Below are 17,196 nucleotides of genomic sequence, written 5' to 3' on the forward strand. Positions count from 1 at the left end.
GGGCGGTCACTGGCCCGTGTAGGTCTCGACCTTCACGACCTCGACCGGGATCTCGCGTCCGTTGGGGGCGACGTACGAGGTCTTCGCGCCTTCCTTCAGGCCGAGGATCGCCGAACCGAGCGGCGATGCCTCGCTGTAGACGTCGAGCTCGCTGCCGACCGCGATCTCGCGGTTTCCGAGCAGGAACACCTCTTCGCCGCCGGCGACGACCGCCGTCACGACGGTGCCGGACTCCACGACGCCCTTCGAAGTGGGCGCTTCGCCGACCTTGGCCGTCTTCAGCATGGCCTGGAGGGTGCGGATGCGCGCCTCCTGCTTGCCCTGCTCGTCTTTCGCGGCGTGGTAGCCGCCGTTCTCCTTCAAGTCGCCCTCTTCGCGGGCGGACTCGATGCGCTTCGCGATCTCTTCGCGGCCGGTCGTCGAGAGGTGCTCGAGCTCGGCGACAAGCCGGTCGTAGGCATCTTGGGTGAGGAAGCTCACCGTTGCGTCAGTGGTCACGGGGCGTCTCCTTCGTGTGTGGGGCGCGCGTGTTCTCGCAGGCCCAAATCAAGACGCCCCGGCAATTCGCCAGGGCGTCGTCGTAGTGCCGACAGACTACGACACCCAGCAGTTGTTGACAAAACCTGTCGTCGCGGGCGCCGTCACGGGGATGGTCTCCTGGAAGGCCTGGGAATGATCGGCGGATGCGGCGTACTCCACGACCTTCCAGCCGACCACGCCGTGCTCTTCGTCCTGGGCCTCGAGCACGCAGGCGACCGCACGGCCGGCGGGGGCGGACACCTGGAAGGTGACGGTGACGGTGTGCTCGTCGACGAGTTCGAACCCGGTGGTGGACGCCTCGGTGGTCGTTCCGGAAGAGAACGCGAACCAGGCGGCGATCGCGACCGCGATCGCGACGCCGATCGCGGTGAAGATCGTCCAGAAGCGCGTCGTGCGACGCGGCCCCCGTCGTCCGTACCGGTCGTCGAGCATCTGCGCGGTCGTCATGTCATCTCGCATCGGGAATTAGGCTGGAGTCTCCAGGCTATGCGCTCCGGCGCGGAACGGGGGACACGCATGCGTCTCGAGGTGTTTCTACTGCCGGCGTTCGTCACGCCGACCCCGACCGGCGCGACCGTCGACCCCGACCTGGTGACCCCGGGCCCCTGGGGCTTCGCCATCATGGCGATCGTCGGCCTCGCCGTGATCGCGCTCGTGTGGGACATGCAGCGCCGCATCCGTCGCGGTCGCTACCGCGAAGAGGTGCGGGAAGAGCTCGATGCCGAAGAGAAGGCGGCGGCCCAGGGTGCGGCCGCATCCCGAGCCTCCGACGTCGACGACCAGGACATCGACCCCGACGCCGACAACACGCGCTGAGTCAGCCGTTGTACGCCGGCTGAAGGCAGATCAGCAGGCTGCCGGTCCAGTGGCAGAGGAATGCCAGCACCGTGCAGACGTGGAAGATCTCGTGGAACCCGAACACACCCGGCCACGGGTTCGGGCGCTTGATCGCGTAGACGACCGCGCCGAACGTGTACAGTAGCCCGCCGACGATGACGAGCACCATCATCACCACGTTCGCGGCGAAGAGGTCGGGCATGTACATGACCGCGGCCCAGCCGAGCAACAGGTACAGCGCGACGTAGAGCAGTCGCGGCGCGTTCACCCAGAACACCCGGAACAGGATGCCGAGCGCCGCGCCGCCCCAGACGAGCGACAGCAGCAGCACCGACTTGGACGGCGGCAGCGCGAGCACCGCCAGCGGCGTGTAGGTGCCCGCGATCAGCAGCAGGATGTTCGCGTGGTCGATGCGCTTCAGGAGCAGCTTCGTGCGCGGCGGCCAGTCGAACCGGTGGTAGAGCGCGGAGTTGCCGAAGAGCAGCACGGAACTCAGCGCGAAGACGGCGGCCGCCCACTTCGCCGGCGCGCCATCGGCGACCACGACGAGGACGATCCCGGCGATGACGGCGACGGGGAACGTACCGGCATGGATCCAGCCACGCCACGTGGGCTTGACCTCGTCGGGGCCGGCATCAGCGGCTTCTTCGACGAGGGGGAGTTCGGGGACATCCGGAACGCGCGCTCGAGCCATGGGGATAGCGTAAACGCCCCGCCATGCCGGTGTCCGTACATTGCCGGGCCCGGTTCGACGGATGCGGACGCCGCGCCCGAGCGGAGTACCGTAAGGGTGTGAGCACGGGACGCGCGAGCGAGGGTCGGGGGCCGCTGTACCGGCTGTACAGCAACCGGCTTCGGCGACAGATCGCGGCGCAGACCGTCCCGGGGCACGTGGCGATGATGATCGACGGCAACCGTCGGTGGGCGCGTCAGCTCGGCTACGACTCCGCCGCCCACGGGCATCGCGCCGGCGCCGCCAAGATGCGCGAGTTCTTGCGCTGGTGCGACGACCTCGGCGTGCGCGTGGTGTCGCTGTATCTGCTGTCGACCGACAACCTCACCAAGCGCGACTCGAAAGAGCTGTCCGATCTCATCCAGATCATCGCGGAGCTCGCCGATGAGCTCTCGCACGAGCGCGACTGGCGCGTGCAGCACGTGGGGCGATCCGACCTCCTCCCCGCCGACCTCGCCCGTGTGCTGGCCGACACCGAGGCGCGCACGGCCGCGCACACGGGTCTCCACGTCAATCTCGCGGTCGGGTACGGCGGACGCGGCGAGATCGTGGATGCGGTGCGCAGCATCATCACGAAGCACGACGAGAGCGGCGGCTCGCTCGAAGAGCTCGCGGCGAGCCTCACTCCCGAGCAGATCGGTGAACACCTCTACACCGGAGGCCTGCCCGACCCGGACCTCGTGATCCGCACCTCGGGGGAGCAGCGACTGAGCGACTTCCTGCTGTGGCAGTCGGCGCACAGCGAGTTCTACTTCGTGGAGGCGCTCGGACCCGACCTCCGCGAGGTCGACTTCCTCCGCGCGGTCCGTGATTTCTCGTCGCGCGACCGCCGCTTCGGCAGCTGATCCCGCGCGGATCGCCCTCCGGATTTGTTCACGAATCCGTAACGCGACACGCCCGGCGTCGGGTGGCAGCTCCGACGGGCCGCGACGTACGTTTCTCACATCGGGCAAGGCGCCCGACCGGGTCGGCCGCAGGATGCGATCCGCAACCCACGGTCGACGCGAGTGACACCGGGAGAGATCCCAGGGTGGGAGCGGGTTGTGACCACACGAGCACTAACCGAGCAGCAGGCCATCGACCTCGAGAGCGCAGATCAGGAAACTGATTTGCGCTCTTATGTTTTGGACACGTCCGTTCTCCTCAGCGATCCCCGGGCGTACTTCCGCTTCGCGGAGCATTCCGTCGTGATCCCGGTCGTCGTCATCACTGAGCTCGAAGCCAAACGCCACGACCCGGAACTCGGGTACTTCGCCCGACAGGCCCTCCGTCACCTCGACGAACTCCGTGTGGAGAACGGCCGACTCGATTTCCCGGTGCCGGTGGGCGAGGGCGGGTCGCTCCGCGTCGAACTGTCGAACACCGACCCCACGGTGCTCCCGGCCGGCATGCGCCTCGGCGACAACGACACCCGCATCCTCGCCGTCGCAATGCATCTCATGCAGGACGGCCAGCACGTCACGGTCGTCTCCAAGGACCTGCCGATGCGGGTGAAGGCCGCATCCCTCGGTATCGAGGCGGAGGAGTATCTCGCCGAGCAGGCCGCCGATTCGGGCTGGACGGGCATCGCGAACGTCGACCTGTCGGGCGACGAGATGAGCGACCTGTACGAGACCGAGGTCGCCCTCAGCGAAGAAGTACGCGGACTCCCGATCAACACCGGCCTCATCATCCACTCGGAACGCGGCTCGGCGCTCGGCCGGGTGAGCGGCGACGGCGAGTTCACGCTCGTGCGGGGCGACCGTGACGTCTTCGGTCTCCACGGCCGCTCGGCGGAGCAGCGGATCGCGATCGACCTGCTGCTCGACCCCGAGGTGGGCATCGTCTCGCTTGGCGGACGCGCCGGCACGGGAAAGTCCGCGCTGGCCCTCTGCGCCGGTCTGGAAGCCGTGCTGGAGCGTCAGCAGCAGCGCAAGATCATCGTCTTCCGGCCGTTGTTCGCGGTCGGAGGGCAGGAGCTCGGATACCTCCCCGGCGACGCTGCGGAGAAGATGGGCCCCTGGGGTCAGGCGGTGTTCGACACGCTCGGCTCGGTCGTCTCCGGCAACGTGCTGGAGGAGATCGTCGAACGCGGACTGCTCGAAGTGCTGCCGCTCACGCACATCCGTGGCCGGTCCCTGCACGACGCGTTCGTGATCGTGGATGAGGCGCAGTCGCTCGAGCGGAACGTGCTGCTGACGGTTCTCAGCCGCATCGGTCAGAACTCGCGCGTCATCCTCACCCACGACGTCGCCCAGCGCGACAACCTGCGCGTGGGACGCCACGACGGCGTCGCGTCGGTCATCGAAACGCTCAAGGGGCACGGACTCTTCGGGCACGTCACGCTGACGCGGTCGGAGCGCTCGGCGATCGCGGCGCTCGTCACCGGACTGCTCGAGTCGAACGAACTGTCGTGACGTCGGTCAGGTGAGGGCGAATGAGAGCTTTCTCACCGTCGGCTCCTCTCGCTCTCACCTGGCCGGGTCACCATGGAGTCCTTGGATGACAGGACAAGGTCATCCATCGCCCCTCGGATTCTCGAGTTCCGCGGGCGGATAAGAGAGATACGTCGACGCCGATTCCCCCCGGTGAGGTGGCGACGATCGCGAGTTCGGGTCTCGTGTATCTCTACAGCCCCCGGCGTCCCCCAGCGCCGGGGGCTTCTTCGTGCGCGCGGAAAGACGCCGCGGGCGTGCAGCGGCAGCAATTCGCGGTGGTGTCTCCCGGCCGCGGTGCTTACTCCCAGCGATACCCGGCGCCGCGGACGGTCGCGATGCGATCGTGGCCGAACTTGGCGCGCAGGTAGCGCACGTAGACGTCGACGACGTTCGACCCCGGGTCGAAATCCAGGCCCCACACGCGGCTGAGCAGCTGCTCTCGGCTGAGCACCTGCCCGGGGTGGCGGAGGAACTGCTCGGCGAGAGCGAACTCGCGGGCAGACAGATCGACCTCGCGGCCGGTGACGGTCGCCCGTCGCGACAGGACGTCGAGCGTGACGTCGCCGTGCACGATCGCGATGCTGCCGGTGGCGACGTTCTCACGCAGCCGAGACCGCACCCGGGCGAGCAACTCGTCGAACTTGAACGGCTTCGGCACGTAGTCGTTCGCGCCCGCGTTGAGGCCATCCACCGTGTCGCGGGTGCTGCTGCGGGCGGTCAGCATGATCACCGGAAGGTTCGACCCCTGCCCGCGCAGATGCCGCAGCACCTCGAAGCCGTCGAGGCCGGGCAGGCCGACGTCGAGCAGCAGCAGGTCGGCGTCGCCCGACAGGGCACGGTCCAGGGCGTCGTCACCGGACTCGACCACCTCGGCCGCGAATCCGGCCGACTCGAGACCGCGGCGGACGAAAGAGGAGATCCTCGGCTCGTCTTCCGCGATGAGGATGAGTGTCATGTGGTGGCCTCTCGCTGCAGCACGACGTCGCCGGCGCGCACGGGTGTGGGAATGACGGATGCGGAGCTGTGCTGACCCGTGGGAACGTGGATTGTGAAGGTCGCCCCGCCCCCGGGGGTGTCCGTGACGGCGCACGACCCGAGGTGCGCCTGCGCGATCGTCTCGACGATCGCGAGGCCGAGCCCGGATCCCTCGATGCTGCGATTCGTGTCGACCCGGGCGAATCGCTGGAAGATCCGTCGCCGCGCAGCGGGCGGGATGCCCGCACCGTGGTCGCGCACCCACAGTCGCGCCTCGTTCCCGTCGAGATCACTCCCGATCTCGATGGGGGAGTTGGTGGGTGTGTACTTCGCCGCGTTGTCGGCCAGCTGCAGCCACGCCTGGGTCAGGCGGTCCGCATCCCCGACGACGACCCCGCGCCCGCGGGCCGTGATGGTGAACGGATGCCCGGGGATCGCGGAGGCCAACTCGCCGATGCGGTCGGTCAGCATCCCGACGTCGATGGGACGCATCTCGAACTGATCGCCCTGCGCCGACGACAGCAGGTCGATGTCGTCGACGAGGCGCGTCATCCGGTCGAGTTCCGAGATGCCGAGTTCCCGGATGCTAACGACGTCGCTGCGGTCGTCGACGTCCATCATCTCGAGGTGCCCGCGCACGATCGTGATCGGGGTCTTGAGCTCATGGCGGATGTCGTCGAGGAGCTGGCGCTGGCTGCTGACCGAGGACTCCAGTCGGTCGAGCATCGAGTTCATCGTGCGCGACAGATCGGCGAATTCGTGGTCGCCGCTCTCGGGCACGCGGGTGCCGAGATCGTCGAAGGAGACCGCATCCGCCGCTTCCCGCATCTGGCGGATCGGGGAGAGCAAACGCCCGGTGAGGAACCAGCTCGCGACTCCGGTGGCGGCCATGACCAAGACCGCGGCGATGACGTAGGTCATGATGGCTGAGGCGACCGGCGACAGTTCCACATCGAGCGCCACAGCCCGCAGATAAACGGCCTGCGTGGGGTCGCCCGCCACCTCCACCGGAAGCGCGATGTACCGCACGTCGCCGTGCTCGGTGCGGACGGTGCCGAGCACGGCGCCGTCGCCGCCGATCGACGCGCGCCCCGCATCCTGCAACGCGGTCGACTCCATCGAGACGAACCCATTGCCGCCGTAGGGACTCACCTCGGAACCGTCGCTCAGTAGACCGATCACGCCCTCGTTCTCGGCGGTGAGGAAGCCCGAGACGATGCTCTCGACGTAAGCGCTCGTGGAGCCGTACCCCTGTGCCGAACGCAGCGCCGAGATCTTCTGGACGAGCCGCTCATCGATGTCGTCCATCGTGCGCGAATACTGGATCGAGAACGTGACGGCGCCCGCGACGATCAGCCCGACGCACGCCACGACGAGGATTGCCCCCAGTGTCTTCACGCGCGCCGAGAACATTCTCGGCGATTGACTCACGATCCGATTATGGCGCGGTCGGGGCGGGCCTGACGACCGGGTTAGCCCGGGTGCGTCATGGAGAGCAGATCGAGCTTCTCGTCGAGCTGCTCCGCGGTGAGTTCACCGCGTTCGAGGTAGCCGAGATCGACGACCGCCTCGCGGACGGTGATGCCCTCGGCGACCGCGTGCTTGGCGATCTTCGCGGCGGCCTCGTAGCCGATCAGCTTGTTGAGCGGCGTCACGATCGAGGGCGACATGCCCGCGTACGACGCAGCCCGCTCGAGGTTGGCCTCGAGGCCCGTGATGGTCTTGTCGGCGAGCACGCGAACCGTGTTGGCGAGCAGTCGGATCGACTCGAGGAGCGCGGTACCCATGACCGGGATTGCGACGTTCAGTTCGAACGACCCGGATGCGCCGGCCCACGCGATCGTCGCGTCGTTGCCGATCACGCGCGCGCAGACCATGAGCGTGGCCTCGGGCACGACGGGGTTGACCTTGCCGGGCATGATCGATGACCCGGGCTGCAGGTCGGGGATGTGCAGTTCGCCGAGACCCGTGTTCGGGCCCGAGCCCATCCAGCGCAGATCGTTGTTGATCTTCGTGAGCGAGACGGCGATCGTGCGGAGAGCACCGGAGGCCTCGACCAGACCATCACGGTTGGCCTGCGCCTCGAAGTGGTCTTTCGCCTCGGTGATCGGCAGCTCGGTCTCGGCGACGATCAGCTCGAGCACGCGCTGCGGGAAGCCGTTTGGCGTGTTGATGCCGGTGCCGACCGCGGTGCCACCGAGCGGCACCTCGGCCACGCGCGGGAGGACGGACTGCACGCGCTCGATGCCGAGTCGGATCTGTCGTGCGTAGCCGCCGAACTCCTGCCCGAGGGTGACCGGGGTCGCGTCCATCAGGTGGGTACGACCAGACTTGACCGCATCCTTCCAGAGCTCGGCCTTCGCTTCGAGGGCGACCGCGAGGTGGTCGAGCGCGGGGATCAGATCGTCGATGAGCTCCTGCGTCGCGGCGATGTGCACCGACGTCGGGAAAACGTCGTTCGAGGACTGCGATGCGTTGACGTGGTCGTTCGGGTGCACCGTGTCGCCGAGGTCGGCGGTCGCGAGAGTCGCGAGCACCTCGTTCATGTTCATGTTCGTCGAGGTGCCGCTGCCGGTCTGGTAGACGTCGATCGGGAACTGATCGGCGTACTCACCGGCGATGATGCGATCGGCCGCGCGTGCGATCGCGTCGGCGATGCGTGCGTCGAGGGTGCCGAGCGCCTTGTTGGCGTGAGCTGCGGCCTTCTTGATGCGCGCGAGAGCGACGATCTGCGCCGGAGCGAGCACGTCGCCCGAGATCGGGAAGTTCTCCACCGCACGCTGCGTCTGCGCTCCGTAGAGGGCGGATGCGGGAACCCGCACCTCTCCCATCGTGTCGTGCTCGATGCGGTACTCGATCTCAGCCACGTGGTGTCTCCTCTGACGTTTCTGCGGTGGATGGTGGGTCAGGCGGCCGCGTCGTCTGCGGCGCCGACGATGAAGTCCGGCACGGCTTCGCCTTCGGCGAGCCGGTAGTTGACCGCGACGATCGCGAGGCGACCCTCGGCGACGGCCGCGCTGATGAGCTCGGACGAATGCAGCAGTTCGTTCACGGTATCGCGGAGGTGTTCGCGGCCGACCTGCTCGGCGTTCACCGTCAGGGCGTTGGTGCCGCCGGTGACCTGCACGCGGCGGACGGCCGGCACGATCGGCGCGATCTGGCGCCAGATGCGCGCGGGAAGGGCGGGGGCGTCCGGGGACGTGCTGTCGATCGCGGCACGGACGGCGCCGCACTCGTCGTGACCGAGCACGACGATCAACGGGGTGCCGAGCACCTCGACGGCGTACTCGAGGCTGCCGACGACCGAGTCCGACATGACCTGCCCGGCGTTTCGCACGACGAACAGGTCGCCGAGTCCTTCGTCGAAGATGATCTCGGCGGCGAGCCGCGAGTCCGAGCAGCCGAACAGCGCCGCGCGGGGGCGCTGCCCGCCGGCGAGCTCATGACGACGGTCGACGTCCTGGCGCGGGTGCCGCGGGGTTCCGGCGACGAAGCGCGCGTTGCCCTCGAGCATCTCGGTCCAGACCTGGCGCGGGCTCGGGTTGTTCTCGGTCACGGTGACTCCTCGCGCAGTGCGGTGATCTGGTCGGTGAGGGACGACGCGACGGATGCGGCGGTGTCGGCATCCGTGTTGCCGTAGATCAGGATCTGATCGGAACCGGCGCTCGTCGCGAGGGCGAGGGAGATGTTGCCCGCGCGCGACGGGTTGCTGATCTCGTAGCGGTCCCAGGTGATGCCGTCGATCGTGTCGGTGCCGTCCGGCGTCTCACCGGAGAGCGTGCGCGAGGCCCACGCGGGGTCGGGGTCGAAGGCCTGCGCGACGCGCAGACCGTTCGTGTCGCCGAACGCGTAGACGATCGTGAAGGCCGACACGTCGTCGCCCTCGAGCTGCGCGGCGTTGACACTCCAGTCGTCGGGAACGTCGGGGACGATGACGGGACGCTCGTAGGCGGCGGAGATGCGCTGCGCGACCTCGGCCACATCGATCGCGACCGGCGCGACCGGCGTGCCGCGCGGCACGCCGAAGAAGACCACGGCGACCACGACGAGCGTCGCGATCAGGGCGGCGATGAGGTTCCGGAAGGTCTGGCTGGACCGGTAGATGCGAGATGACTCGGCCTTGCGCGCCGCGGTCTCATCGGGTGTCTCGGGACGACCGAGCTCTGCGACCACCCGGTCGGAACGTGCCATCAGGCGTCGCCCTCGGCGACATTTCGTGCCGCGTCGAGGCGCCGCTTCGCGCCGAGCAGCCATTCCTCGCAGCGTGCGGCGAGGGCCTCGCCCCGTTCCCACAGGGCGAGCGAGTGTTCGAGAGTCGGCGCGCCCTGCTCGAGTTCGGCGACGACCGTGACCAGTTCGTCGCGGGCCTGCTCGAACGAGAGGGTCGAGACGTCGGCGACGGCGCTCTCCTCCGGGACGGACATGGCTCCCATTCTAGGCGGGCGTCGGACGTTCGCCGGACGCCGTTTCGGCGATCTCGCCGGCCGATCGAGCCGCGAACGAGCCGCGCCCCACGGTGACGACCACCTCGGTGCCATCGGGTGCCTGCGCGGCGTCGCGCACGATGACGCCGCCCGGCACATGGGCGATCGCGTAGCCGCGTGCGAGTGTCGCCCCCGGCGACAGTGCGCGCAGCGATGCACGGAGCTCCGTCACCTCGCGCGCGCCGCGGGTGGTGCGCCGGTCCAGGATGCTGCGGCCCCGCCCGGCGAGCAGCTCGACCTCGTGCGCACGGCGCTCGATCGCCCCCTCCGGAGCGCGGAGCACCGGGCGGGAGCGCAGCTGTTCGAGCTGGGCGATGTCGTGCGAGATGCGAAGCGCCAGGCGGGACCCGAGTCGCGACCGCAGCTGGCGCACCAGGGCCCGCTGCTCGTTCACATCGGGCACGACGCGCTTGGCCGCATCCGTCGGCGTCGACGCGCGGAGGTCGGCGACGTCATCGAGCAGTGGATGGTCGTTCTCGTGGCCGATCGCCGAGACCACCGGCGTCGTGGCGGCAGCGACGGCGCGCAGCAGACGTTCGTCGCTGAAGCCGAGCAGGTGCTGCGGGTCGCCGCCGCCGCGGGCGATGATGATGACATCGACCTCGGGGTCGGCGTCCAGCTGCTGGAGGGCGGCGATCGTCTCGGGCACGCAGCGGTCGCCCTGCACGGCGGCGTGCACCGTGCGGAACGCCACCTGGGGCCAGCGGAGCTCGGCATTGCGGTGCACGTCTTTCTCCGCATCCGATCGCTCGCCCGTGATGAGACCCACGACCTGCGGAAGGAACGGCAGCGGCTTCTTCCGGGCGGCGGAGAAGAGCCCCTCGGCTCGGAGCGTCGCGCGCAGCTTCTCCAGCTTCTCCAGCTGGTCGCCGAGGCCCGTGTGTCGCATCGTCGCGACGAGAACGCTGAAGTCGCCGGTCTTGACGAAGTAGTCGGCTTTGACGCTCGCGATGACCCGGTCGCCCACCTTCAGATCGTCGGGCAGACGCTGCAGCGTCGACGACCACAACCGGAAGCTGACGCTCGAGTCGGCCTCGAGGTCTTTCAGGCGGCCGTACACGTTTCCGCCGCGCACGTTCCACGACGTGATCTCGCCCTCGACCCACACCGATCCCCATCCGGAGATGAACGCGCGGATGGTCTCGTTGAAGCGGGCGACGGACGTCGGGGCGTCTTTGGTCGCTTCGCGCGGATGCACGGAGTTGGGGGAGGGAGCCTGCCCGGGAATCGGATCCGGTGCGAACCGCGTCATACGTGCTCCTCGTGCGTGCTTCGGCCGGTGCCCAGGCGGCGCCCATAGACTCGAGGAGTGAGTTCACCCGCCGTGCACCTGCCCGTGCCCCGCATTCCGGGGCGCCGTGGCCGCCTTCAGGATATCCCGGTGCCCGGACACAAGCGGGTTCTGCTCGCCGCCCCCCGCGGGTACTGCGCCGGCGTCGACCGCGCGGTCGTCGCGGTCGAGAAGGCGCTCGAACGGTACGGCGCCCCCGTCTACGTGCGCAAGCAGATCGTGCACAACGTGCACGTCGTGGCCGAGCTCGAGTCCCGCGGCGCGGTGTTCGTCGAAGAGGTCGACGAGGTCCCACCGGGAGCGCACGTCGTGTTCAGTGCGCACGGCGTCTCGCCGGCCGTCGTCTCCGCGGCATCCGACCGCGGACTCCAGGCCATCGATGCGACCTGCCCGCTCGTGACGAAGGTGCACCGCGAGGCCGTGCGCTTCGCGCGCGACGATTTCGAGATCCTGCTGATCGGCCACCACGGACACGAAGAGGTCGAAGGCACGGCGGGGGAGGCCCCCGATCACGTGACCGTCGTGAACTCGCCGGCGGATGCCGACGTCATCGAGGTGCGCGACCCGTCGAAGGTCGTGTGGCTCTCGCAGACGACGCTGTCGGTCGACGAGACGATGGAGACCGTGCGGCGCCTGCGCGCCCGGTTCCCGCAGCTGCAGGATCCGCCGTCGGATGACATCTGCTACGCGACGCAGAACCGCCAGGTGGCGATCAAGAAGGTCGCCGTCGGCACGGATCTCGTCATCGTCGTCGGTTCGGCGAACTCGTCCAACAGTGTGCGGCTCGTCGAGGTCGCTCTCGAGTACGGCGCCAAGGCGGCGTACCGGGTCGACTACGCAGACGAGGTGCGCCAGGAGTGGCTCGAGGGTGTGGAGACGGTCGGCGTGACGAGCGGAGCATCCGTCCCCGACGTCCTCGTGCAGCAGGTGCTCGAAGACCTCGCCGGCGCCGGCTATCGGGACGTCGAAGAAGTACGCACGGCCGAGGAAGACCTCATCTTCTCGCTGCCCAAAGAGCTGCGCGAGCACACCGGCGAGCGTCGCGGCGGACGCGCGCCCGCCGAGGGAGCCCGCTCGTGACCGATCCGGCGACGCCCGCCGAGCGTCCTCGGCCCGCGTACGGCGAGTACGCGACGCCCGAGGAGCAGGCCGCCCGCATCCGTCGCCCCGAAGTGACGACCGCGCTCGAGAACGGGCAGAGCCCGGCGGTCGCCGCGGCGGCTCCGCGGCCGCCGGTGACTCCCGCGGCACCGACGACGCCCGGCCCCGCGGCACCGGGCGCGTCGGCGGCTAGCCGCCCTCGCTTCTTCGACCGCATCCTCACGTTCGCGCTGCTCGGCTACGGCCTGTTCTCCGTGCTCGGCGCAATCCCCGCCGCAGCCGACTACTCGCAGTTCGCCTCGACGTTCCTCGGGGTCTTCGGAGTCGACGAGGCGCTGTCGGATCCGGCGGGCGCACGCGGCTGGGGACTCGCCGCCGCCCTCGTGCTCGGCATCGGCTGGCTCGGCACCTTCGCGCTGACCTGGATCAATCTGCGGGCGGCGCGGATCTCGTTCTGGATCCCGTTGGTCGGTGGATTCGTCGTCAACATGATCTCGGCGGTTCTGCTGATCGCTCCACTCGCGGCCGACCCCGTCGTCTGGACGGCCCTCCAGAACGGGCTCATGGGCTGAACCACCCGTCACGGCCGGCGGATGCGGCATCCGCTGCGCGACGTCTGCGCAAACGACGAAGCCCCGACCCTCGCGGGTCGGGGCTTCGTGCGTCAGATCAGGACTGGCTCTTGCCGTAGGAGCCGAGCTGCTGCGTGGCCTCGACGACGCGAGCGGCCATGGCCTTCTCGGCGACCTTGCCCCAGGCGCGCGGGTCGTAGGCCTTCTTGTTGCCCACCTCGCCGTCGACCTTGAGGACGCCGGCGTAGTTCTCGAACATGAAGCCCGCGACCGAGCGGGTGAACGCGTACTGCGTGTCGGTGTCGATGTTCATCTTCACGACACCGTTGCGCACCGCCAGGGCGATCTCTTCGGGGGTCGAGCCGCTGCCGCCGTGGAAGACGAGGTCGAGCGGGTTGGGGCCGGTGCCGAACTTGGCGGCGATGCCCTCTTGGATCTCGCCGAGCAGCTCGGGGCGGAGCTTCACACCGCCGGGCTTGTACACGCCGTGCACGTTGCCGAAGGTGAGCGCCGAGATGTAGCGACCCTTGTCGCCGAGCCCGAGGGCTTCGACGGCCTTCGTGACGTCAGCGACGGTCGTGTAGAGGGCTTCGTTCGAGCCTTCGTGCTGCACGCCGTCCTCTTCGCCGCCGACGACGCCGATTTCGACCTCGAGGATCGCGTTGATCGCATGGAGGCGGGGCAGCAGCTCCGCCGCGATCTCGATGTTCTCATCGAGCGGCACAGCCGAGCCGTCCCACATGTGCGACTGGAAGATCGGCTCGCCGCCGGCCTTCACCTGCTCCTCGGACGCCGCGACGAGCGGCAGGAGGAAGTCGTCGAGCGCGGGCTTGGGGCAGTGGTCGGTGTGCAGCGCGACCGTGATCGGGTAGCTCTTGGCCACCTCGGTGGCGAACTTCGCGAAAGCCAGGGCGCCGGTCGAGCGGGCCTTGACCGACTGGCCGGCGAAGTAATCCGCGCCGCCGGTGGTGACCTGGATGATGCCGTCGGAGCCGGCCTCGGTCAGGCCCTGCAGGATGGCGTTGATCGACTGCGAGCTGGCGGCGTTGATGGCCGGGTATGCGAATCCGCCGGACTTGGCGCGGTCCAGCATCTCGGCATACTGATCTGGGGTGGCGACGGGCATGACAGCTCCTTGCGTTTATGCGTCGGTTCACCCGCAACTCTAGCGAAGCGGCCCCGAACAGTCCGGCGCGGCGGCCGGAACAACTCCGCATCCGGCGCTGCCGTGGCCGAGCAATCGCCGTCGGAAATGCCGGGCGGATAAGAATGCGCTTTCCTTCCGCTGTGAGCGCCTGCCCATCCCGAGTGTCGTGGGGCACGCTGGCTAGGCTGAGCGCATGGTGAGTATTACGGCCGACATGAGTCCGCTGCATCCCGACCGCAACCTCGCGCTGGAACTCGTGCGCGCCACCGAGGCGGCGGCCATCCGGTCGGTTCCCTTCCTCGGGCGCGGCGCGAAAGAGGCGGCGGATGGAGCCGCGGTCGACGCGATGCGGGCGTTCCTGTCGACCGTCGCCTTCGACGGCGTCATCGTGATCGGCGAGGGTGAGAAAGACAACGCACCCATGCTCTTCAACGGCGAGCATGTCGGCACGGGCCGCGGCCCGCAGTGCGACATCGCCGTCGACCCGATCGACGGAACGTCGCTGGCGGCGACCGGGCGGAACAACGCCCTCTCGGTCATCGCGGTCGCCGATCACGGCGCCATGCTCGATGCCTCGAGCGTCTTCTACATGGACAAGTTGGTCACCGGCCCCGCCGGTGTCGGCGTCGTCGACATCCGCCTGCCCATCGGCGAGAACATCCGCCTGCTTGCGAAAGCCCTCGGAAAGCCCGTCGACGAGCTCGTCGTGTCGGTGCTGCACCGCCCCCGGCACGAGCGGCTGATCGAAGAGATCCGCGAGACCGGTGCCGGCACCCGGCTGATGAGCGACGGCGACGTCGCCGGCGGGATCAACGCGGCGCGGCACAACGCGCGCACCGACATGTGCGTCGGCATCGGCGGAAGCCCCGAGGGAATCGTCACCGCGTGCGCCATCAAGGCGCTCGGCGGCCACATCCAGGGGCGCCTCGCGCCCCGGAATGACGACGAACGCCAGCGCGGACTCGACGCCGGTCTCAAATTCGACGACAACGTCTACGAGGCCGACGATCTGGTCAAGGGCGACAACACGATCTTCGTCGCCACCGGAGTCACCGATGGCCAGCTGGTCGCCGGTGTGCGCCGCGAGGGCGACTTCATCTACACCGAGAGCGTTGTGCTGCGCGGCAAGTCGGGCACGCTGCGTCGGATCGCTTCTGAGCACCTGACGTCGAAGTGGCTCTGACCCTGCCGAGGGCGTGCCGCTGAGCGCGAGCGGCACCCTCTGGCAGAATGGGTCTGCGCCTCGGCGCCGATTTCACATGGTCGGCGCGGGGGCGAAGACGAAGGGACGAACCATGACTGCACCTGTCAGCGGTGCGAACCCGCCCACCGGCGCCCTCGCCGTCGTGGCGGATGCGGTCGTATCGAACGACCCCGCGCGACGCCCCGACGTGTTGTTCCGCGTGCGCCGCGAAGAAGGACACCAGGCGAGCGCCTGGTGGTCGATCGGCGCCTTCGTCGGCTTCTCGGGAATCGTTCTCGCCCTTCTCAGCTTCGTTCCCGGCGGCGCCTGAGCATCAGTGCGCGGGGCGCAGCGCCAGCAGCTCGAGCTGTTCGTCGGGCGCAGGACCTGCAGTTCGTCGGGCGCAGGGCCTGAGCATCAGTGCGCTGGGCGCAGCGCCAGCAGCTCGCGCTGTTCGTCGTCGGTCAACCCGGCGCCCGCCGTGATCTCGCCGTCCCGCACGTCGGCGAGGGTTTCTGCGAGCGGGCGTCGAACGAGACCCGCAGCCATGGCGCGCGCCGACGAGCGCGCGTTCATCCCGTACCAGTCGTGGTCGCGTAACCACAGTGGCAGCGAACGCGGGCCGGCCCACTCGGCAACGCCTCGCGCGACGAGCCACTCGCCATCCCGCGAGATCAGCGGCCCGGTATGACCGCTGACACCGCGCGCGACGTCGATGTGATGCGGGAACGGATGCGGCTCGCCGCCGGCGTTGAAGGCTCCGACGATGCGCCGCTCGGCGAGGTGCACGAGCCACCCCGCGAGGTCGCGGACATCGATGATCGCGGTCGGGAGATCCGCAGCATCCGGCACCAGCACGGCGTCGTCGTCGGTTGCGGGGCGCGCGAAACGTCGCGGCCAGTACGTGGAACGGCCCGTGGGATCGCCCGGGCCGCCGATGAGGCCCGCGCGAACGATCGAGTGGCGGCCCGCGAACGCGGCCTGGACGGCGTCTTCGCCGGCGACTTTGGCGGCGCCGTAGTCCTCGGGCGAGGCCATCTCGTCGGCGGGCAGCGGGGCGAGGAGTTCTGCATCCTCGTCGGCTCCGATCGCCGACTGATCGGCGTAGACGTTGCACGTGGAGACGAAGACAAAGTGCGCGGCGCGGTCGGCGAGGTGCCGCGTGGCCCGGCGGACGTGTCCGGGTTCGCGGGCGACGTCGATGACGGCGTCCCAGGACTCGTCGAGGAGCGGCGCGAGTGCGTCGGTGAGGTCGCGGTCGATGTGCACCCGTCGAGCGCCGGCCGGGACGTCGGTTCCGCGCGCCGCGCAGGTCACGTCGTGGCCGGCACGTATCGCGTGCTGCGCCGTGGTGCGTCCGAGCCATGCGGTGCCGCCGAGAACGAGGAGCTTCATGGAACTCATCCTGGGCGCGGGCGCTGCTGGTCGCGCGTTCGTCCGCGGCGGGCGAACAGAACGGCACACGCCGTGGAATGACGCAAGGGGCGGGTATCCGGCCGGATGTTGGCGTGGGATGGGGGTCATCCACTTACGGACGGAAGGACCAGGTATGTCGACTCCGAAGAAGATCGCGCTGGCGGGCGGAGCAGGTCTCGCGCTGCTGGTGCTGAAGAAGACCCCGGTCGGTCGTATCGGCACGACCCTCGTCGTGGCGCGCACGGTGTGGCAGGACCCGCGGGTGCAGAAGGTGCGTCGACGGGTGCAGAAACAGGTCGTGAAGCGCATCGAGAAGGAATCCGAGAAGCGGGCGGCGAAAAAGTGAGCGGCGCGAACAACGCCCCCGGCGACGCCGGCACGGATCACGACGCCGACGAGGCCAGCGGCGCGGACTCCACCGGAGCCGAATCACCCGAAGAAGGCGCCGAGGCCGAGAAGGCCGCCGAGGACGCGATCGTCGATAAAGACGACTGAGTCGT

At 69.0% G+C, this 17,196-nt stretch carries 21 protein-coding genes; 9 read left to right on the top strand and 12 right to left on the bottom strand.

The genetic code is table 11. The features are described 5' to 3' along the window. Positions 1-6: 6 nt before the first annotated feature. Positions 7-498, bottom strand: coding sequence for a transcription elongation factor GreA (greA, locus tag LMI96_RS00565; protein ID WP_223720662.1), 492 nt, complete (start codon positions 496-498; stop codon positions 7-9). Positions 499-594: 96 nt separating this feature from the next. Then, entirely contained in the window at positions 595-987 is a 393-nt protein-coding gene (locus tag LMI96_RS00570) for a DUF4307 domain-containing protein (protein WP_223720663.1), read from the bottom strand. 69 nt (positions 988-1,056) lie between these two features. On the opposite strand from LMI96_RS00570, the gene LMI96_RS00575 reads away from it, so the two are divergent. Next, complete coding sequence (locus LMI96_RS00575) at positions 1,057-1,356, top strand: hypothetical protein (protein WP_223720664.1); 300 nt, start codon at positions 1,057-1,059, stop codon at positions 1,354-1,356. A gap of 1 nt (position 1,357) precedes the next feature. Here the strand turns inward: LMI96_RS00575 and LMI96_RS00580 are convergent, their stop codons facing one another. Next, positions 1,358-2,071 (bottom strand): hemolysin III family protein, encoded by a 714-nt coding sequence (locus tag LMI96_RS00580; RefSeq protein WP_228360112.1) that lies wholly within the window; start codon positions 2,069-2,071, stop codon positions 1,358-1,360. Positions 2,072-2,169: 98 nt separating this feature from the next. On the opposite strand from LMI96_RS00580, the gene LMI96_RS00585 reads away from it, so the two are divergent. Together LMI96_RS00585 and LMI96_RS00590 are read left to right on the top strand one after the other, a co-directional pair. Continuing rightward, complete coding sequence (locus LMI96_RS00585) at positions 2,170-2,955, top strand: isoprenyl transferase (protein WP_223720666.1); 786 nt, start codon at positions 2,170-2,172, stop codon at positions 2,953-2,955. Between the two features lie 198 nt (positions 2,956-3,153). Then, a complete protein-coding gene (locus LMI96_RS00590) occupies positions 3,154-4,506 on the top strand; it encodes a PhoH family protein (RefSeq protein WP_223720667.1) in 1,353 nt (450 codons plus the stop codon). Between the two features lie 319 nt (positions 4,507-4,825). On the opposite strand, the gene LMI96_RS00595 is transcribed toward LMI96_RS00590, so the two are convergent. The 7 genes from LMI96_RS00595 to xseA form a co-directional block, all read right to left on the bottom strand. Then, a complete protein-coding gene (locus LMI96_RS00595; protein ID WP_223720668.1) occupies positions 4,826-5,482 on the bottom strand; it encodes a response regulator transcription factor in 657 nt (218 codons plus the stop codon). Next, positions 5,479-6,900 carry a cell wall metabolism sensor histidine kinase WalK gene (locus tag LMI96_RS00600; protein ID WP_223720669.1) on the bottom strand — a complete coding sequence of 474 codons (1,422 nt, stop codon included), beginning with the start codon at positions 6,898-6,900 and terminating at the stop codon, positions 5,479-5,481. The genes LMI96_RS00595 and LMI96_RS00600 overlap by 4 nt, the downstream gene beginning before the upstream one ends. A gap of 74 nt (positions 6,901-6,974) precedes the next feature. Then, complete coding sequence (locus LMI96_RS00605; protein WP_223720670.1) at positions 6,975-8,369, bottom strand: aspartate ammonia-lyase; 1,395 nt, start codon at positions 8,367-8,369, stop codon at positions 6,975-6,977. A 38-nt stretch (positions 8,370-8,407) separates the two neighbouring features. Further along, entirely contained in the window at positions 8,408-9,016 is a 609-nt protein-coding gene (locus LMI96_RS00610) for a carbonic anhydrase (RefSeq protein ID WP_223720873.1), read from the bottom strand. A 38-nt stretch (positions 9,017-9,054) separates the two neighbouring features. After that, a complete protein-coding gene (locus LMI96_RS00615) occupies positions 9,055-9,693 on the bottom strand; it encodes a DUF4245 family protein (protein ID WP_228360113.1) in 639 nt (212 codons plus the stop codon). Beyond that, entirely contained in the window at positions 9,693-9,926 is a 234-nt protein-coding gene (locus LMI96_RS00620; RefSeq protein WP_223720672.1) for an exodeoxyribonuclease VII small subunit, read from the bottom strand. The genes LMI96_RS00615 and LMI96_RS00620 overlap by 1 nt, the downstream gene beginning before the upstream one ends. Before the next feature lie 10 nt (positions 9,927-9,936). After that, positions 9,937-11,238 (bottom strand): exodeoxyribonuclease VII large subunit, encoded by a 1,302-nt coding sequence (gene xseA, locus LMI96_RS00625; protein ID WP_228360114.1) that lies wholly within the window; start codon positions 11,236-11,238, stop codon positions 9,937-9,939. A 57-nt stretch (positions 11,239-11,295) separates the two neighbouring features. On the opposite strand from xseA, the gene LMI96_RS00630 reads away from it, so the two are divergent. Continuing rightward, complete coding sequence (locus tag LMI96_RS00630; RefSeq protein ID WP_223720674.1) at positions 11,296-12,357, top strand: 4-hydroxy-3-methylbut-2-enyl diphosphate reductase; 1,062 nt, start codon at positions 11,296-11,298, stop codon at positions 12,355-12,357. Continuing rightward, positions 12,354-12,950, top strand: coding sequence for a DUF6264 family protein (locus tag LMI96_RS00635; protein WP_228360115.1), 597 nt, complete (start codon positions 12,354-12,356; stop codon positions 12,948-12,950). Before LMI96_RS00630 ends, LMI96_RS00635 begins: the two co-directional genes overlap by 4 nt. A 97-nt stretch (positions 12,951-13,047) precedes the next feature. Here the strand turns inward: LMI96_RS00635 and fbaA are convergent, their stop codons facing one another. Then, the gene (gene fbaA, locus LMI96_RS00640; protein ID WP_223720676.1) at positions 13,048-14,076 is read right to left on the bottom strand and encodes a class II fructose-bisphosphate aldolase; all 1,029 of its coding nucleotides are present in this window, start codon (positions 14,074-14,076) and stop codon (positions 13,048-13,050) included. Positions 14,077-14,290: 214 nt separating this feature from the next. Between fbaA and glpX the strand changes: the two genes are divergently transcribed. Together glpX and LMI96_RS00650 are read left to right on the top strand one after the other, a co-directional pair. Then, entirely contained in the window at positions 14,291-15,280 is a 990-nt protein-coding gene (gene glpX / locus LMI96_RS00645; protein ID WP_223720677.1) for a class II fructose-bisphosphatase, read from the top strand. Positions 15,281-15,392: 112 nt separating this feature from the next. After that, positions 15,393-15,611, top strand: coding sequence for a UDP-N-acetylmuramyl pentapeptide phosphotransferase (locus tag LMI96_RS00650; RefSeq protein WP_223720678.1), 219 nt, complete (start codon positions 15,393-15,395; stop codon positions 15,609-15,611). Positions 15,612-15,697: 86 nt separating this feature from the next. Here LMI96_RS00650 and LMI96_RS00655 read toward each other — a convergent pair whose 3' ends face one another. Beyond that, positions 15,698-16,675 carry an NAD-dependent epimerase/dehydratase family protein gene (locus LMI96_RS00655; protein ID WP_228360116.1) on the bottom strand — a complete coding sequence of 326 codons (978 nt, stop codon included), beginning with the start codon at positions 16,673-16,675 and terminating at the stop codon, positions 15,698-15,700. A gap of 154 nt (positions 16,676-16,829) precedes the next feature. Between LMI96_RS00655 and LMI96_RS00660 the strand changes: the two genes are divergently transcribed. Together LMI96_RS00660 and LMI96_RS00665 are read left to right on the top strand one after the other, a co-directional pair. Then, complete coding sequence (locus LMI96_RS00660) at positions 16,830-17,042, top strand: hypothetical protein (protein ID WP_223720680.1); 213 nt, start codon at positions 16,830-16,832, stop codon at positions 17,040-17,042. Beyond that, complete coding sequence (locus tag LMI96_RS00665) at positions 17,039-17,191, top strand: hypothetical protein (protein WP_223720681.1); 153 nt, start codon at positions 17,039-17,041, stop codon at positions 17,189-17,191. The genes LMI96_RS00660 and LMI96_RS00665 overlap by 4 nt, the downstream gene beginning before the upstream one ends. Positions 17,192-17,196 lie beyond the last annotated feature (5 nt).

Origin of the sequence: Microbacterium sp. cx-59 (assembly GCF_020805625.1) — a bacterium.
Classification (GTDB): Bacteria; Actinomycetota; Actinomycetes; order Actinomycetales; family Microbacteriaceae; genus Microbacterium.

Excerpts from the sequence above, each read along its gene's own strand:
- LMI96_RS00570 (WP_223720663.1), bottom strand. The coding sequence starts at position 987 with ATGACGACCGCGCAGATGCTCGACGACCGGTACGGACGACGGGGGCCG.
- LMI96_RS00595 (WP_223720668.1), bottom strand. The coding sequence starts at position 5,482 with ATGACACTCATCCTCATCGCGGAAGACGAGCCGAGGATCTCCTCTTTC.
- LMI96_RS00620 (WP_223720672.1), bottom strand. The coding sequence starts at position 9,926 with ATGTCCGTCCCGGAGGAGAGCGCCGTCGCCGACGTCTCGACCCTCTCG.
- LMI96_RS00655 (WP_228360116.1), bottom strand. The coding sequence starts at position 16,675 with ATGAAGCTCCTCGTTCTCGGCGGCACCGCATGGCTCGGACGCACCACG.
- LMI96_RS00650 (WP_223720678.1), top strand. The coding sequence starts at position 15,393 with ATGACTGCACCTGTCAGCGGTGCGAACCCGCCCACCGGCGCCCTCGCC.
- xseA (WP_228360114.1), bottom strand. The coding sequence starts at position 11,238 with ATGACGCGGTTCGCACCGGATCCGATTCCCGGGCAGGCTCCCTCCCCC.
- fbaA (WP_223720676.1), bottom strand. The coding sequence starts at position 14,076 with ATGCCCGTCGCCACCCCAGATCAGTATGCCGAGATGCTGGACCGCGCC.
- LMI96_RS00575 (WP_223720664.1), top strand. The coding sequence starts at position 1,057 with ATGCGTCTCGAGGTGTTTCTACTGCCGGCGTTCGTCACGCCGACCCCG.
- glpX (WP_223720677.1), top strand. The coding sequence starts at position 14,291 with ATGGTGAGTATTACGGCCGACATGAGTCCGCTGCATCCCGACCGCAAC.
- LMI96_RS00610 (WP_223720873.1), bottom strand. The coding sequence starts at position 9,016 with ATGCTCGAGGGCAACGCGCGCTTCGTCGCCGGAACCCCGCGGCACCCG.
- LMI96_RS00615 (WP_228360113.1), bottom strand. The coding sequence starts at position 9,693 with ATGGCACGTTCCGACCGGGTGGTCGCAGAGCTCGGTCGTCCCGAGACA.
- LMI96_RS00660 (WP_223720680.1), top strand. The coding sequence starts at position 16,830 with ATGTCGACTCCGAAGAAGATCGCGCTGGCGGGCGGAGCAGGTCTCGCG.
- LMI96_RS00580 (WP_228360112.1), bottom strand. The coding sequence starts at position 2,071 with ATGGCTCGAGCGCGCGTTCCGGATGTCCCCGAACTCCCCCTCGTCGAA.